25 protein-coding genes and 1 pseudogene are annotated in these 14188 nt (G+C 37.1%); 5 read left to right on the top strand and 21 right to left on the bottom strand.

The annotated features are described in order from the left end of the window. The 17 genes and pseudogenes from AYJ55_RS19370 to AYJ55_RS27105 form a co-directional block, all read right to left on the bottom strand. Window positions 1-757, bottom strand: a pseudogene (locus AYJ55_RS19370) (TerL protein); the annotation flags it as partial. Between the two features lie 162 nt (window positions 758-919). Then, a complete protein-coding gene (locus AYJ55_RS19365) occupies window positions 920-1519 on the bottom strand; it encodes a hypothetical protein (protein WP_063657649.1) in 600 nt (199 codons plus the stop codon). A 260-nt stretch (window positions 1520-1779) separates the two neighbouring features. Then, window positions 1780-2007, bottom strand: a complete 228-nt coding sequence (locus tag AYJ55_RS19360; protein WP_063657648.1) for a tyrosine-type recombinase/integrase — start codon at window positions 2005-2007, stop codon at window positions 1780-1782. 14 nt (window positions 2008-2021) lie between these two features. Further along, entirely contained in the window at window positions 2022-2360 is a 339-nt protein-coding gene (locus AYJ55_RS19355; protein WP_187153334.1) for a site-specific integrase, read from the bottom strand. A 5-nt stretch (window positions 2361-2365) separates the two neighbouring features. After that, window positions 2366-2770 carry a hypothetical protein gene (locus AYJ55_RS19350; RefSeq protein ID WP_063657646.1) on the bottom strand — a complete coding sequence of 135 codons (405 nt, stop codon included), beginning with the start codon at window positions 2768-2770 and terminating at the stop codon, window positions 2366-2368. A 6-nt stretch (window positions 2771-2776) separates the two neighbouring features. Beyond that, window positions 2777-2974, bottom strand: coding sequence for a hypothetical protein (locus tag AYJ55_RS19345; RefSeq protein WP_063657645.1), 198 nt, complete (start codon window positions 2972-2974; stop codon window positions 2777-2779). Between the two features lie 25 nt (window positions 2975-2999). Beyond that, window positions 3000-3542, bottom strand: a complete 543-nt coding sequence (locus AYJ55_RS19340; RefSeq protein ID WP_063657644.1) for a hypothetical protein — start codon at window positions 3540-3542, stop codon at window positions 3000-3002. A gap of 170 nt (window positions 3543-3712) precedes the next feature. Then, window positions 3713-4162: a lysis protein gene (locus AYJ55_RS19335; protein ID WP_063657600.1), complete on the bottom strand. Its 450-nt coding sequence runs from the start codon at window positions 4160-4162 to the stop codon at window positions 3713-3715. Then, on the bottom strand, window positions 4129-4374 hold the full coding sequence (locus tag AYJ55_RS34870; RefSeq protein WP_281181197.1) for a glycoside hydrolase family protein: 246 nt from the start codon (window positions 4372-4374) through the stop codon (window positions 4129-4131). Before AYJ55_RS34870 ends, AYJ55_RS19335 begins: the two co-directional genes overlap by 34 nt. Then, a complete protein-coding gene (locus AYJ55_RS34865) occupies window positions 4371-4613 on the bottom strand; it encodes a glycoside hydrolase family protein (RefSeq protein ID WP_281181196.1) in 243 nt (80 codons plus the stop codon). Before AYJ55_RS34865 ends, AYJ55_RS34870 begins: the two co-directional genes overlap by 4 nt. Then, window positions 4573-4773 carry a phage holin family protein gene (locus AYJ55_RS27110; RefSeq protein WP_245677465.1) on the bottom strand — a complete coding sequence of 67 codons (201 nt, stop codon included), beginning with the start codon at window positions 4771-4773 and terminating at the stop codon, window positions 4573-4575. Before AYJ55_RS27110 ends, AYJ55_RS34865 begins: the two co-directional genes overlap by 41 nt. 123 nt (window positions 4774-4896) lie before the next feature. Beyond that, window positions 4897-5175, bottom strand: a complete 279-nt coding sequence (locus tag AYJ55_RS34860; RefSeq protein ID WP_281181195.1) for a P-loop NTPase family protein — start codon at window positions 5173-5175, stop codon at window positions 4897-4899. Continuing rightward, window positions 5172-5531 carry an ATP-binding protein gene (locus AYJ55_RS34855; protein WP_281181194.1) on the bottom strand — a complete coding sequence of 120 codons (360 nt, stop codon included), beginning with the start codon at window positions 5529-5531 and terminating at the stop codon, window positions 5172-5174. The genes AYJ55_RS34860 and AYJ55_RS34855 overlap by 4 nt, the downstream gene beginning before the upstream one ends. A 105-nt stretch (window positions 5532-5636) precedes the next feature. Beyond that, window positions 5637-6791 (bottom strand): hypothetical protein, encoded by a 1155-nt coding sequence (locus AYJ55_RS19320; protein ID WP_187153333.1) that lies wholly within the window; start codon window positions 6789-6791, stop codon window positions 5637-5639. A 144-nt stretch (window positions 6792-6935) separates the two neighbouring features. Then, window positions 6936-7214, bottom strand: a complete 279-nt coding sequence (locus AYJ55_RS19315) for a hypothetical protein (protein ID WP_063657620.1) — start codon at window positions 7212-7214, stop codon at window positions 6936-6938. Between the two features lie 390 nt (window positions 7215-7604). After that, on the bottom strand, window positions 7605-7814 hold the full coding sequence (locus AYJ55_RS19310) for a hypothetical protein (protein ID WP_063657619.1): 210 nt from the start codon (window positions 7812-7814) through the stop codon (window positions 7605-7607). Between the two features lie 200 nt (window positions 7815-8014). Then, on the bottom strand, window positions 8015-8281 hold the full coding sequence (locus AYJ55_RS27105; RefSeq protein WP_074168171.1) for a hypothetical protein: 267 nt from the start codon (window positions 8279-8281) through the stop codon (window positions 8015-8017). A gap of 8 nt (window positions 8282-8289) precedes the next feature. Between AYJ55_RS27105 and AYJ55_RS19300 the strand changes: the two genes are divergently transcribed. The 3 genes from AYJ55_RS19300 to AYJ55_RS19290 all read left to right on the top strand — a co-directional run bounded on the left by AYJ55_RS19300 (window position 8290) and on the right by AYJ55_RS19290 (window position 10100). After that, on the top strand, window positions 8290-8655 hold the full coding sequence (locus AYJ55_RS19300; protein WP_162505736.1) for a cytosine permease: 366 nt from the start codon (window positions 8290-8292) through the stop codon (window positions 8653-8655). Between the two features lie 130 nt (window positions 8656-8785). Next, entirely contained in the window at window positions 8786-9751 is a 966-nt protein-coding gene (gene parM / locus AYJ55_RS19295) for a plasmid segregation protein ParM domain-containing protein (protein ID WP_063657616.1), read from the top strand. 1 nt (window position 9752) lies between these two features. Then, a complete protein-coding gene (locus AYJ55_RS19290; protein WP_063657615.1) occupies window positions 9753-10100 on the top strand; it encodes a hypothetical protein in 348 nt (115 codons plus the stop codon). A 163-nt stretch (window positions 10101-10263) separates the two neighbouring features. Here the strand turns inward: AYJ55_RS19290 and AYJ55_RS19285 are convergent, their stop codons facing one another. The 4 genes from AYJ55_RS19285 to AYJ55_RS19270 all read right to left on the bottom strand — a co-directional run bounded on the left by AYJ55_RS19285 (window position 10264) and on the right by AYJ55_RS19270 (window position 12533). Next, a complete protein-coding gene (locus tag AYJ55_RS19285) occupies window positions 10264-10536 on the bottom strand; it encodes a hypothetical protein (RefSeq protein ID WP_063657614.1) in 273 nt (90 codons plus the stop codon). A 3-nt stretch (window positions 10537-10539) separates the two neighbouring features. Continuing rightward, window positions 10540-10812, bottom strand: coding sequence for an HU family DNA-binding protein (locus tag AYJ55_RS19280; protein ID WP_063657613.1), 273 nt, complete (start codon window positions 10810-10812; stop codon window positions 10540-10542). A 16-nt stretch (window positions 10813-10828) separates the two neighbouring features. Beyond that, a complete protein-coding gene (locus AYJ55_RS19275; protein WP_063657612.1) occupies window positions 10829-11896 on the bottom strand; it encodes a replication initiation protein in 1068 nt (355 codons plus the stop codon). 439 nt (window positions 11897-12335) lie between these two features. Further along, on the bottom strand, window positions 12336-12533 hold the full coding sequence (locus AYJ55_RS19270; protein ID WP_063657611.1) for a helix-turn-helix domain-containing protein: 198 nt from the start codon (window positions 12531-12533) through the stop codon (window positions 12336-12338). A 303-nt stretch (window positions 12534-12836) separates the two neighbouring features. On the opposite strand from AYJ55_RS19270, the gene AYJ55_RS19265 reads away from it, so the two are divergent. Together AYJ55_RS19265 and AYJ55_RS19260 are read left to right on the top strand one after the other, a co-directional pair. Beyond that, entirely contained in the window at window positions 12837-13028 is a 192-nt protein-coding gene (locus AYJ55_RS19265; RefSeq protein ID WP_063657610.1) for a hypothetical protein, read from the top strand. 515 nt (window positions 13029-13543) lie between these two features. Beyond that, on the top strand, window positions 13544-14023 hold the full coding sequence (locus AYJ55_RS19260) for a replication/maintenance protein RepL (protein ID WP_063657609.1): 480 nt from the start codon (window positions 13544-13546) through the stop codon (window positions 14021-14023). Window positions 14024-14188: the final 165 nt, after the last annotated feature.

Genomic DNA, 14188 nt, shown 5'->3' with positions numbered 1-14188 from the left:
TGAAAGGTAAACACCGGAATACGTCCACTGTGGCGTTTTTGGGCAAAAGGATTGTCCATCCCATTAACCGAACTTAAGTCAATGCGGCAGCGGGTAGTTTGCGATAGGGCAGCATCAATCAATAGCGGACGAGGCAAAAAGGCGGCTTCGTCGACGAAATAGAGTGTCGTCCGGTCACCCCGTCCAATATTGTCCCCGCTTCACCCTTGATAATGGCGCCGGTGTTTGGAAAATTGACCCGCATATAAGGCGCGTGTTTTTTCGCTACCCAGCCTCCCCGAAACTCTTGCGGTAAAGTTTCAATAAACTTACGGGCTTTCCAGAACAACGCTTTCGGGTCACCGGTGCTGTCAACATACTCTTCTTTGCGGGAGCCAAAGCCAATTACCATCTCTTTATTAAAGAGACATAAAGCGCATGCGAGTGCAATTGACGTCCAGCTTAAGCCCATTTCGCGGCTTTTTTCGGTAATACCGTTTTCACGTCCTTTCCAGCGTGTCATTATCCAGTCAATCCATGCTTCCTGTTTCGGGAACAGCAAAAAAGGAATAGTCACCGGTAACCCGTAATCGACATTTCGTGGGTCTGTCGTCATGCCCCAGTCAATAATAAACTGCGCGGGATTATCCTTATAAAATCGGGTTAATCGTTTAAAACTTTCCGGCTGCTGGCGTAACCGTTGTAGACGCTCATCGCGCCACTCAAATACCTTAAAATAATCTGGTTTTTTAAAGTCAAAAGGAAAAGGTAACGGCATAGGAATTTGTCCGGAAAAAAGCGACTCAAAAAAATATTTTGCACATAAACGTGTACATAAAAATACAAAAAATGGGGTTAAACTCATATAATCAATTGATATTAAATAAATATTTAAATTTAATATCATTTATAACATAAATAAGTAAGCGATTTTAACCCTTTACCCCATCAGTTTTTGGTACGCTTCTGCGGCCTCTTCTAAAGTCATTTCTCGAGTAATTGCATTTTGCGGTAGTATATCTTCTGGTATAGGGCTACCTTGCAATTGCTTAATTTCCAGTAATAAGGTAGTTGGTATAGGAATGCCTTCTATCTCTAAAAATTGCGCGGCCTCTAGTGAAGTGATTTCGGCTGATTTTTTTCGCTCGAGTATCGATCTTAAGTATTCTTTTTGTTGATGCTTTTCATCGTTAAAGAAGACTTCATTGATCCCCATCTTTTTGTAAACGGCAATATCATTGTGACTAGGCAATACTTCTTCTATCGTTGTCGTTTCGCCGTCTGCCGTGGTTTTAATAATTTTGCGTTTTCGGATTTTGGTGTTTTGCCTTGCTGTTTCTGCTAGCTCTTTTTTCAAAATGTCGGCCGCATGATGAAAAGCATGATCAAATTCGTAATAATCCTTTCGCCAATTTCTAATCGTTTTTTCATCCACATGCAGCCATTTTGCAATGAAATGATTTGATACTTTGCCTTTCACCAAAGACAGGTTGATCACGTCATCAATATACGCTTTTTTATATTTAGCTTTCCCTGACATGACAACCTCTTTTTAACCTTTGTGCAACATTCGTAAAATTAGCCATTTTGGGTGCGGACTTATTTTGCGGAAGTATGCGAAAAAAATCCCTCTTCATGCGTTGTTATTATTAGGTTTTCCAATTTTTCAAAATGCGGAAGTATGACTGCGGAATTATGCGTTTTTGGCTATTCTGTAATTTTTTACCTGAATCCCTTTGATGTAAAGCAATTAAGGTTTTAACCCCATTTACCTTAATGATTAAAAAATGAACGCAAATGTTAAAAATTTAACTCAAAAATTGACCCTGAAAATCGACCGTAAATATTTGAGGTGGTCTCAATGTTTTTATGACCCAGCATTTTAGAAATAACATGAATATCATTCCGTTTTTTGATAAGACGTACCGCTGCAAAATGCCGTAAGTTATGAAATTTCCCAATCCTGAATTTTTCCAGTAATTCCTTAACAATTCCTGTCGTACTGTAATTTAACGACAGTCTTTTCACTGATTGACTGACAATTAATGGTTCATGTAACCCAAACTTGTTTTATCCAATAGCGACAATAACCCTTTTGGCATCGGTAACAATCGCTGAACGTCAGCTTTTAAGCCTTCAATAACACCGTTTCGTGTTACATGTTTTGAGATATTCAAATATTCCCCTTGAATATCGCTATAATCCAATGCCAATATTTCGCTTATCCGAAGCCCAATCACCGATGCCAAGATGAAGGCAATCTTTTCTCTGACGGGCGCTTCTTCAATCATCCTATCCACATTCTCAAACGCCGGAATGAAAATAGGCTTTTCCCCTTTTCTTTTCAATTTTGGAATTGGACTGACACCAACATTTCGCATTGCTTTCAGCAGCAAATAGGCAGAATGCAGATGTTTAAGCGTATTTTCCGGTAAACCGTTAAATTCACTCGGCGAATATTCAACGCCATTTTTGCTTGCAACGTTTCGTCAATCGAAAACAAGGCATGTTTAATCGTATCGAGCGAACTTTGCCGTAAATGCCCCGTTTCACACTGAAAGACCTTTTTCCCCACATAAAACTGAATCAACTTGCGAAGATGCCAATCTCGGCATTGCTCTTTTTCTTTTGCCATCATCGCCAAAAATCGCTCAGATTCGCTCAGAAAAAGAAAATGGCAAGCAGCTTCCCGCGTTTTAAAGCTTTTATGAAATCGTCCTGCTGGATTTTCGTAATGCACACGAAAACCCTCGCTATCATGGCGAGTTTTGACTTGTTTAATTGAACTCATTTGCGATTATCGCTTTGTTGTTAACCTGGCCACAATTTTTGCTTGATTAAGACAATCTTCTATCATCTTGCCTCTTCTACTAGCTGGCTGTTTGCGATAATAGCGGATGGCTTCACGGGTGGCTAAGCTGGCGACAGAGGTAGAAAAGCCCAGCTTGATTAACTCGGCCTTAACATTGGCTTCGATGAATTGCTCAGGAGTCATCCTTCTAACCTCATGCTTCCACCAATTAAATCAAGGGGATTTGAGATAACTCCATTACTGTTTTTTCAGCTTTTTTAAGAATGGGTAAATCATCTTGACGCTTACGTAATCGACGACCAGCATCCGAAGAGTCTTTATCAGACTCTTTTCTGGCTGTAGCAACAATATTTTGTAATTGCTCAATAGTAAAAGCTAATCCTTTATTTTCTTCCAACTCCGTCATGTAGTCATAGATTTTAGCCTGTAACTCATAGCTGTAACTCATTGCCATTAGACAGGCTTCACGTTTTGGAAATCGGTAAATTTTTCGAATAGACTGGGCACCGTTTCCAGTGGTGAAAATATCATCAGCTAAAAATTTAGCAGATGTTTCTCCAAGAACTTTGGGTACTTTTGCCATAAAATTATTGTGCTGTAACTTGCGATATTTTTTGCAAGGAAACGTTAATCTCTCTGCTTCCGCTTTTGATTTCCGCTCCGCATTAATATAGTCCACCATTTCCAGACTGGTCATTGTTGGCATTTCTGTTACTAAAAAATTGTCATTTTTAGTTGTTACTAATTTCATCGTACTTTTCCTTATAGAAAATCGAACCTGCGCGCACAGAACAGCCGCCCACAGAAAAGCACCATTTTAAACGGCGTTCTTCAGGCTCGACTTTCTATAAGGTTCTGTGTTTTATTGATGCGCGTGCGTGGCGCTGAGATTGTTAAGATTTGAACGTGCCAATGACCGATTCAGTGACACTGTGTTTTGATGTACTGCTGTAGATATTCCGTCTGCTTTTCGTTCTCAGCTATCATCGCTCTGAGACGGAAATAATCTTCTCGAGCTGCCTTACTAAGTTGTGGGGTGGCTTCATTATGTCGGCTCTGGGTGGTAGCGGTTTTGGGTATTGGACACACGGCATTGACGTGCAACTGCTTAGTGCCAGCACGAACAGCATCATTGAGCTTAGCAATTTCAGCTTTGGCATTATTTAATTTCTCCGTGTGTTGAATATCGAGTTGGTGCAAAGAATCAATCTTTTGCTGCTGTAATTTCACGGCTTCAATTTGTGCGCGATATTGCTGTTTTAATGTTTGGTAGTTTTGCCTGATGGTTTGATAACGGGAGTTGATAAAAATAAGTGAGAGAATTAACCCTGCAATAATCACTCCGATAAATGAGTAAGGTCGCCATAACATATTACGCTCTCAATTTCCCGACGGGTAATTAGCCCTTTCCAGACTTCGCCTTTCACATAAACCCACCGCTTCATCTCATCACATGCCCCTTTTCGGTCATTGTTGTTGAGCTTTTTGAGCAAGGTCGATTTGGCAAAATTACCCACGCCCACGTTATAAGCAAATGAGTAAAGGGCTGCCTGTGTTAGCGTGTTGATATTGACCTTAATCAACGGTCAACATAACGTTTAACGGCTTTTAAATCGTCATTAAGCCACTTATCGCAGTCTTCTTGCGTGTACATCCGGTTACGCACAATATCCTTGCCTGTATGACCATAACAAACAGAGAGTACACCACCTCCATCGAAGTAAGGTTTAAATTTTAATCCTTCAAAATGCGTTATCATCGTTGAGGCTAAAAACAACGCACTACCGCCCGTTGCCATCAATATTTTTTTCGGTATCTTCATACTGACGTTCCTTGAGTCTGTACTCCTTTTTGCGGTAGTACACGTTGATAAAAAATGTCCCTATCGTGCAGACAATACCCATCACAGCTACCCACTGCTCAAGGGTAAAAAAATCAAAAATCGTTGTCATGACTCCCCGAGGGTGGTCATGATGCCCCACAGATAGGCGGCAGGTGTTGAGTATTTTTCAGACATGCGCATATACCCTCGTTGTTGAGGGTTCCATTGCTTTGAATTGATTGGATTTGAGTAGTGAAACTCAGTGATTTAAAACTTTTTTTCGTTATTGAATTTTACGGCGGTAGCTTGACCAATTGAAATTTAACCAAAGCCCATTGCTCATCATCATTCTATCGATGACTCTATCGCCCAAAAATTGCCGAATTTGTTCACTGTTCAAGTTCGTGAGCATGCCAAGCGGTTTTTTGTGTGAAGTCCGCTTATCAACCATCTGATTTACAATAATCTTCGTATTCTCGCTATGCTGATACTGAATACCGATTTCGTCCAAGATCAACAAATCAACTTTGCAAAGTTCATCTAGCAATTGTTGTTCTGTCAATGTCGTATTTTTTCGTAGGTTGCTCGAAAACGCATCATCAAATCCGCAATGGTAATACACAATACGGATCGCCCTTTGCTCATGAGATAATGCCCTATCGCTGCTGCAAGATGATTTTTGCCTGTTCCGCATCCACCGCTAAAAACAAATCCGCCAAATCCCACTCCAAAATTCTTTGCAAAGGCGACGGATTGGTTCAACGCATTTTTCTGACCGGCGTTGAAAACGCGATAATTTTCAAATCGGCAATGTGCATGCAACGGGGCGATACCCGAGCGCCCAAACAAGTTTTCTATCCGGCGTTGCTTGCGAAAAATAGCGTCTTGCAAACTGGCTTCTTCGGATATTTTTTGCATTCTTGCCAAATGTTCTTCCCAGCTACAGGCAATTGGCTTGATATTGGGCGGCATGATTTTTTGCAATCGTTGAATAATATTCATAGTTTTTTCGCAAAAAACAGATTAACCGTTAATCACCACAAAACCTTCGGGATTACTTGGGCGTGTTGTGATCTCGTTGATGAGACTATTTCGCTGATATTTTTTTTGCTCAATCCACGAAACCTCAAAGCCTTGCCAGTTTCTAAGCATGCATTCAGCCAGCACGTTATCGGTGGAATATCCTAGTTCATTGGCTTCGTTGACTGCTGTCGCCAGTCGGTTCAGGGCGGTTTGTGTCAGTGGCGCTTTTTTGTTTTTGCGGTGTTGAAGATAATCATCCCAAACTGATTCACTGGGTTTCTGCTCAAACAGGGACAAATTCAGTTCAGATTTTTTCGTGATGATCTTAGTTTTGGGTAGCGAAATACCTCCCGCAACTACCAAAACACCATCTTGCAGATAGTCTTCTGCTGTGGAAGATTTCCGCAGTAAGATTATCCCTGATTTCAGACAGGCTAGTTTAGCGAAAGATTTTTCTCTGGGAGAGCTTGCGTCGATTTCAATGCCACATTGGTTGCCGTGCTTGTCACTCACCAGCAAATCAACTCTGCCAGAACGACAATCACCCCGTTCCTGTACTCGAAACTCCCTGTTGCACTCGAAACCAAGTCCGATAATTTTTTGCTCAACGGCTCGATGTAGCTCATCGGCAGACTTGTCGACAAACTCCTGAAATTCACCACGCAGCGAATCCGCCAAAATTAGCTTCAAGTCAAAATTTTGAGAAGGAAGGGTTAGGGATGGTTTATATATTTCTGTAATCTTTGTAGTAATCTCTTGATCAAACGAACTCGATAATGTCGATTCCCCGAACTCGACAATGTCTACTTCGGGAGCTCCATTTTCTCCATCTCGCGAAACTCCCTTTTTTGAGTTGGCGAAATTATCCAGAATTTCATTAAGCTTACCTTCATCAATTTTGTAATATGTTTTATGTTCAAGCCGTTTTTCTGTAACGAGTAAAACTCCAATTGCGACTAATTTTTTTATTGCTGTTCGTTGTTCGTCATGTGTCAATCCGGTTTCTTCTTCAAGATCATCTCGAGTTTTGTAAACTCCTAATTCAGAATTAGCTTTGTCCTGCCAGTAAAATATTTGGGAAAAAAGAATTGCTGCGGTTAATCCACCAAGCGGTTTGGCTAAATTTGGATAATACGCATGTGGATTACCTATCAATCGTAATGTAGCGGCACTTTTCACTCAATCACTCCCGTTATTGAATTTTTGAGAACGATTTCATATAAAAATGAGAAAATCATCATATGAAAAAACGTGTGATTTCCCTGGGGGGGTTAAAGTAGATTTGAAGAAAAATAATTTTTAATTATAAAAATAGGCGTCAATGCGCGCTCTTTGTTCGATGATTTTTTGTTTTTGTTGTTTTTTGCGGTAATTCATAAACAGATTGGCATAAACCACAATCTGTCGTTGAAAATTCTGTAATTGCTGGCGTGGATTTTCGTGTCGCCAAAACGCTTTTTTGAGTTCTTGATTAAATTCACGTTCAGCGTCTTTCTTGGCAAGAAATTCAATTTTCCTGATTTCTCGCCTGATTTTTGCATTACTCTTACTTTCTTTAAAAATAATTTCTTGGGGCATTTTCCCTCCTGAGCGCTATATTTTGATGTTTCTGAATTTCAGATGATAACAACCCCCGTAAAAACGAAGAGTTAAATACGATTTCCACAAATCGAATGAATGTGGATAACCGTGTTATTGAATAAAAAACACCAAAACAGAACACACAAAAACGGCATTCTGTCCTCTGCGACTCGCAGAGAGGAAAACCCCAAATTGTATAAAGAGCAAATGCTGTGCAAAAGACAGCTAAAAATAGATTTTACAATTGTAAGTCTAAAATTAAATTTGTCAAATAGTTGATCAAATTCAATAACTTAAATAAAAAATAAACTGATCAAAATCAATAAGTTACGATTAAAAAATAATCGTATTTTTTAAGGTTGGATGATTGAATTTTTCAGCGATAATTTAGCAATTTTTTGTTGCGTATATTTTTGCTCTGCTTTCGCCTATCAAACTTCCATTTCCACCTTCAACATCAAAGTGGTAAATCAGCCCTTTTTCGGTGAATTCTTGCTTTTTCAATTTCACGATTTTCAAGATTTCGTCGTTGTGAAAAACGGACATACCTGCTTGTAACCGCCGAAAGGTTGTTCTGTATTTGTTAGCTTGAATCATGATAAATTCCCCTTGTTTTCGAGCGAAAAGAACTAGAAATATCAGAACAATTCTTATTGTTTATAAAAAAGGGAATATGCTCCGTTGTTGCTACATATTCCCTTTGGGTGTTTACTTGATTTCCAACTCGTGTCTGGAAATCAGAAAAATAAAAAACAAATATAGTTATTATTGTAGTTCCCTAGTGTTGGCCAACTGGCCTATGAAATCTGTTTGCAAAAGCCCATTTTCTCGGGGTTTTTCATTATAAAAATCCGGTTATTTTTATTTGTAATATCTAAAACGTACTCGTACATCAGCATTCCCTCATCCAAACAAGAGAAACAAAAATCTAGGCGCCAGATTTGGAATTGAGATCGGGTGGCAGACTGAATGGGGTTAGTACTACCGGACAAAGTGAACGGCGAGCCTTTCGGCTCCCCCATCCAGCCAACCATAGAAAGTGGCGTAGGAAGTGTGCCGGCCATAATACTTCATGCCGGTCTTGATTTCATCACGGGGCACTGCGCTATCGATGATGGGCATCTTAAACCACTTTGTAGATTTCCTTTCCATACTTGGCATTATTTTCCCACCAATAACTGGTGTCATGCTGGTTGATTACTACATTTTGAAAACGAGCAGGAAAATTCTAGACGAAACTAGAGAAAAACGGATATTACCTTCTGATTCAGATACTCCTTTAATTGGCTGGTCTGCTATTTTTGCTTGTATTGCTGGCACACTTGTCGGCGTATTCTTCAACTTCGGCATCCCCTCGTTGAATTCTATTCTGATGGCTGGAGTGACTTATTGGATTTTGATGATAATAACAAGAAAAAAAAGCATCAAAAACTCATAAAGTAATATAAAATTCAAATTTTAATGACTATTTAGCAGCAAAAATGATGCTAAAATTCATAAATTATATTGCTGAATGTATTTTTTCATCTAAAATGACAATTATTTGATGCAAAAAAGATGAGGAAAACATGAAAGTTTTTATCGATGATGGCTCAACGAATATAAAATTAATTTGGCTAGAAAATGATGAAAAAAAAGTAGCTATTGTTCCAACCAGTTTTAAGCGTGGCTGGGTCGCTGACATTGGTAACGATGATATCGTTAATTTTTTAATTGAAGGTGAAAAATATTCTTTTGATAAATTGGATATTCGAAATATAACAACCAATAACAGCGAGTGGCAATATAGCCTGATAAATACTGTCGCCATTCATCATGCTCTATTGCAAACTAGCATTATTCCTCAAGAAGTTGATATTACTGTTACTTTGCCATTGGCAGAATATTATGACGAAGATAATCAGATAAATTTTGATAATATAGAGAGGAAGAAAAAAAACTTAAGAAAAATCGTATCAAACAATAAAAATTTTCCAATGTTTTCTTTTAAAGAAATATCTGTTAAACCTGAATCAATACCTGCCGGATTTGATAAATTGATTGATATTCCAGAAACACAATCAATGTTAATTGTCGATATAGGTGGGACTACGTTAGACATTGCTCAAATTAGCGGAAATATGTCAGGGGTTGTTAATTTAGCTGGTGATTCTGATATTGGTGTTTCAATAATTACACGTGAAATTAAACGTATATTAGAAACAGCAAACACTTGTGCTTCAAATTACATTGCTGATCAGTTCATCATTAATCGCCACAATAAAGAATGGCTCAAAAAAAATACAAACGATCCAAGTAAAATAAATACCGTTGTATCAGCTATTAATCAAAATATAAAACGATTATCTGATCGAGTTATCGAGTCAGTGAGTCTTTTTAGTGGTTATTCATATGTTCTTGTGATAGGTGGTGGCGCTCCTATAATTTCTGATGCTTTAAAAGACCATACAAAAATTATACCAGAGCGTTTTTATATGTCAGAAACCCCACAGCTAGATCTTGTTAACGGACTTTATTTAATGGGGAGAAATTAAGGTGAAAAATAAAAATGTCCGTAGATTTACTTTATCACTTTCTGAAACTGATCAATCAGAAGCATGGCTAATAAAACACTTGAACAAATCTGATAAAATCAACAAAGAATGCAAACGAGCTTTGCTGGCCGGCTTTGCTCTTGATAAGGCATCACCTAGGCTCGTTGATATATTATCTCGGCTTTTAGGAGATGATATAGAGTCACAGCAAATAAAAGAGCTAGTTTATGTTTTCCTTGCTAATCAGGCCAATTTACCAAACAACAATAAAACAAATGATTATTCAACAACTTCAACCAATAATTACGATATAGCATTGAAAAAAAGTAAATCCTTCATGGCAGATTGATTACTTTATGTTGAATTAGCCAACTTTCGCAGTTGGCTTTTTCTATTTCTGAAACCTGAAAACTCAAAAGTTGCTATAACGCATTGTGGGCAACGATAAATTTTTAGACGTACGAATTTACGTTTTTATCGAGAAAATCTCTCATAATTGATTACAGGACGTTTTAGAGGGTATTCTGACTCTTCTTTCTGTCTTCCTTTAGCACTTCAATGAAGACTTGCTCGAATTCGTCATTTTTGGGTAGGTCTTGATTGAGGATATATTTTCTGACGAAAAAATCGGGTTCAATGCCTAATCGTCTTGAGGCTTCAAAACCTCGCTTGACCCAATCCAGCGGCAAAGTGTGCTCATGGGCTAATTCCTCTGCCCAATGCCAATCAAACTGTTTGATTTCATCTTCACGCAGAATATGAATTGAACTTGCGTCATAGGTCATGAATTACTTCACCGCATCTTTGAGATTTTGACCTGCTTTAAAACTCGGTACATTTGCAGCAGCAATTTTAAGTGGTTCGCCTGTTTTTGGGTTTCGTCCTTCCCTAGCTGCTCGTTGCTTAACCTGAAAACTACCAAAGCCAATGAGTTGTACGTCATTGCCGGATTTCAAAGATTCTGTCACAGATTCTATGAAAGCGTTAATCGACTTCTCTGCGTCTTTCTTGCTCAAACCTGATTTCGCTGCAACTTTACTGATGAGTTCTGTTTTGTTCATGGTGTGCCTTTTCAAATTAAAAATTTTGTATTAATTCTAGGTCGTTTTCAGAGAAAGTAATATCTTTGTTTTGCTCAGATTTGGAAACGGATATTTTTGTATTTTTGCCTTCTCTCATCGCCAATTCTAGCTTTTTCTCTTCGTGCCAATTCTGCTTACAGTATTTTGAGCATTCTACGGCTCTACGTAAATCTGGCATTGTTAAACTTAACGACGACGGGTCGTATTTCTTCAAATCCTTCTCGTACTGATAAAGAATTGCAGCATTTTTCTTCATCCACTCTCCCTCATCATGAGAACCTGTTTTGACATGTGGACGTTTAGCTAGTCTTGGGCGTTTTGGCTTAGTGACTGTTGCTTTTTCTTCAACACATCCAAAACGCATACCTACAACAGATCTACCTTGTTTTATTGGTTCCCAATGTACTGATATGTTTGTATGTTCATTAATATCTTGTATAGCTGGTTCAATAGTTCTTTTTTTTAGATTGTCAAAACGTGAGCTTGCATCGGGGAATAATTCATGAAAATCGTCTAGTGAAATATCAACTTCAAAAAAATTATCTTTTTTACAACGAGGGTGACTTTTATGACTCAAAAGATACATATATATTCTGAAAGAAATAACATTTTTTACGCTCGTAATAGCGTTTAGAAAACACCAAGAAAAATTATGTTTAATGTTAAATAAGAATGGATCAAGGTCTGGGTTTAGGCGTAATTTTAAACCTGTTCCTTTACCTTCAATTTTTTGATATTTGTAGCCAGATAGCCAATTAAGGACTGTGAAAGATTCTTTTTTTCCGTTTATTACATGAAAAGTAATTTGACTCTTGGAAAGAGATGTTACGGCCTTTTTCATGCACCGCCAAATATTCTTTTTGTTAATATCAAATGTCACTTGAAATTCATGAGCTGTAAAAGAAACCCAGCCAGGGTTTTCTAGTCTCTGATTAACTTTTGATAAAAATAATGTTAAAGCTCGAAAGCCGTCAATATCCAGATCATATCTAGCAGTAATCAGATCGTTGCTTTGTACAATCAGTTTTTTGTTTTCGTCTTGCCAAGGTTCATAGTTAGACAAAGTAAACTTCCTATAATCAATCAGAGTGATACACTCTGTTTTTTTAATTTAAGATCTTTACTACTTTACAACTGATTATTTTTAAATAAAAACAATTAGTTAACTTTATATTCTCCTACAAAAAAGCGGTAATTCTCCTACAAAAAAGCGGTGATTCTCCTACATTTTTGCGGTGGATAACTTTTATTTGGTTATATCAAAATAAGAGCTTAGTATTTTTTGTTTTTATTTCTAAGTTAATAACTTTACATAAAGTAATTATTTTATTAATCAATAACTTAATTTATTATTGCTAATTTTTTTCATTAGTAAAGGTTTTAAAATTTTATTCTTTTTTACTTACTATATTTACTTTTATAACCGAAATTAACTATCAACTTCCTACAAAAAAGCGGTAATTTGGGAAATTAAATATAATAAAATCAACATGATTTGATTATTATTCTCCCCATGAAATAAATTCGCTTGGTTTTATACCCCAAGCACTACATAGTTTTTCTACATTTTTAAATGTAGCTGTTCCTTTCTTTATTGCAGCAAAAGCACTTGGTGTTACTCCTGATTTTTCATATAAATCTTTATTGGTCTGAACCCCTGACTTTGCTTTTAATTGTAAAATAGCCTTTGACCAATTCATTATATGCTCCAACGATTATTTATTTATGGTATAACATAAAAAAATGATTGACTAAAGTCAATCTTAATATTATCGTTTATGTTAATTTAATTTGTAGAAAGACGCTGATTGAAAGAGGTACGAACTCAATCAACCAGCTAACCCAAAACCTAAGATGACTAGGAGTTGAGCTATGCGAAATAGTACCTTCCGTGTGCGCGTAATTGAAGCGCAAAATCAAATCATCGAGTTATTCGTTCGAACCTCACGCAATTTAACCCGTCGTCAGCGTGCCCGAATTCTCCAGCGAGTTGGGGATGCGGCATGAAATACTTCAAAGCAACCATCATCACTAACGTTGACCACGAGAAGGGTAAGACAACAAATTTCATCTATCTTTCCTCTGAGATGAAAATAGCTGCCAAGAAATTGGCTTCTCAACATATCTTTGAGACTGACGGCGCAAATTGCTGTTTTCACAAATCGCCCAGATTGGAAGAAATTAGTATTTTGTGATTTTCGCGTGACTGTGTTCGCTTTAATTTCCGGTTATCTTCCGCTTCCTCGCCCGTTCGCTCGCGTTGCTCGGTCACTTGGCTGTGGCGAGCGGTGGGTGTTTTAATTTTAAGGATTTTTTGGATTATTTATTAATTTTCTTTCTAAGTTTAGCTTGCGAGCACCGAACAGCGGCGACGAGGAAGCGGAAGTTAGTTTGTAGCTATTGAGTTGTCTGCATCGTACGGAAAAAAACACAATTATAATATAAGATAAGAGCAATTTTGGTATTTAATATTAAATATCATATAGTTAATTAATTTTATTTTACTCTATTTGAGTATAAGTATTCTTTATATCAAGTAAAAGTGTTAATCATATAAAGTAAATGTATTACTTATATTAAGTAGAACTATTACTTATTTTACTTGAATTATCATATTATCTTTACTCAAAAAAAAGTAATATTATACTTGACATTTATTATTTTATTACTTAAATTTGAGTAATAAAATGAGTTTTTGGAGAGTAAAGGGTTGTCTAAAACTGTATTTAGAAGCGAAAAAAGTATAGTTGATACAGAAACTGGAGAGATAAAACGTCTTGAATCTATCAATACGGTTCGTCTTCCAGAAGAACCTCCGTATGTAAAACTATATCTAGACGATTTAGTTCGTATAAATGATCTTCCAAAGAGCACATCTAAAATACTTTATCAATTTGTTAGAAAAATGAATTATGACGGTCAAATTATTTTGAACGCTGCTGTTAAAAGAATGATTGCATCATTAATTAATGTAAAAGAGCAATCTATTTCAAACTCAATAACTTGTCTTATACAAAAAGATATTATGCAGCGAATAGATACAGGTATTTATGTACTTAATCCCACTTTGTTTGCAAAAGGGGCATGGGGAGATGTACGTAAATTAAGAGAAAAATATCTTGAATTAAAAGTTACTTATACTCCAGAAGGAAAAAGAATTTTAGCATCAAACTTAAAAGATTCAATTTAAATTAACACTGACTACAGGAAGGTCTAAGTTCCCGTAGCCGCTAACCCTAAACCTAGGTTAAGTAGGAGTAAGGCTAATGAAAAAGTCTACCTTCCTGAACTGTGCGCGTAATTGAAGCGCAAAATCAAATCATCGAGTTATTCGTTCGAACCTCACGCAATTTAA

This window comes from Candidatus Arsenophonus triatominarum, assembly GCF_001640365.1.
Taxonomy (GTDB): domain Bacteria; phylum Pseudomonadota; class Gammaproteobacteria; order Enterobacterales; family Enterobacteriaceae; genus Arsenophonus; species Arsenophonus triatominarum.
Note: the sequence above shows the minus strand (reverse complement) of the source record. Positions and strands in the feature narration are given on the sequence as shown.

Bases quoted from the DNA above. Each gene is read 5' to 3' on its own strand.
- AYJ55_RS19310 (WP_063657619.1), bottom strand. From the start codon at position 7,814: ATGATTCAAGCTAACAAATACAGAACAACCTTTCGGCGGTTACAAGCA.
- AYJ55_RS19265 (WP_063657610.1), top strand. From the start codon at position 12,837: ATGAAATACTTCAAAGCAACCATCATCACTAACGTTGACCACGAGAAG.
- AYJ55_RS19280 (WP_063657613.1), bottom strand. From the start codon at position 10,812: ATGAACAAAACAGAACTCATCAGTAAAGTTGCAGCGAAATCAGGTTTG.
- AYJ55_RS27105 (WP_074168171.1), bottom strand. From the start codon at position 8,281: ATGGCCGGCACACTTCCTACGCCACTTTCTATGGTTGGCTGGATGGGG.
- AYJ55_RS19335 (WP_063657600.1), bottom strand. From the start codon at position 4,162: ATGTTATGGCGACCTTACTCATTTATCGGAGTGATTATTGCAGGGTTA.
- AYJ55_RS19355 (WP_187153334.1), bottom strand. From the start codon at position 2,360: ATGCGAAATGTTGGTGTCAGTCCAATTCCAAAATTGAAAAGAAAAGGG.
- AYJ55_RS19345 (WP_063657645.1), bottom strand. From the start codon at position 2,974: ATGACTCCTGAGCAATTCATCGAAGCCAATGTTAAGGCCGAGTTAATC.
- AYJ55_RS19315 (WP_063657620.1), bottom strand. From the start codon at position 7,214: ATGCCCCAAGAAATTATTTTTAAAGAAAGTAAGAGTAATGCAAAAATC.
- AYJ55_RS19340 (WP_063657644.1), bottom strand. From the start codon at position 3,542: ATGAAATTAGTAACAACTAAAAATGACAATTTTTTAGTAACAGAAATG.
- parM (WP_063657616.1), top strand. From the start codon at position 8,786: ATGAAAGTTTTTATCGATGATGGCTCAACGAATATAAAATTAATTTGG.
- AYJ55_RS34865 (WP_281181196.1), bottom strand. From the start codon at position 4,613: ATGAAGATACCGAAAAAAATATTGATGGCAACGGGCGGTAGTGCGTTG.
- AYJ55_RS19270 (WP_063657611.1), bottom strand. From the start codon at position 12,533: ATGAATTGGTCAAAGGCTATTTTACAATTAAAAGCAAAGTCAGGGGTT.
- AYJ55_RS19285 (WP_063657614.1), bottom strand. From the start codon at position 10,536: ATGACCTATGACGCAAGTTCAATTCATATTCTGCGTGAAGATGAAATC.
- AYJ55_RS34855 (WP_281181194.1), bottom strand. From the start codon at position 5,531: ATGCAAAAAATATCCGAAGAAGCCAGTTTGCAAGACGCTATTTTTCGC.
- AYJ55_RS19365 (WP_063657649.1), bottom strand. From the start codon at position 1,519: ATGTCAGGGAAAGCTAAATATAAAAAAGCGTATATTGATGACGTGATC.
- AYJ55_RS19300 (WP_162505736.1), top strand. From the start codon at position 8,290: ATGCCGGTCTTGATTTCATCACGGGGCACTGCGCTATCGATGATGGGC.
- AYJ55_RS19350 (WP_063657646.1), bottom strand. From the start codon at position 2,770: ATGAGTTCAATTAAACAAGTCAAAACTCGCCATGATAGCGAGGGTTTT.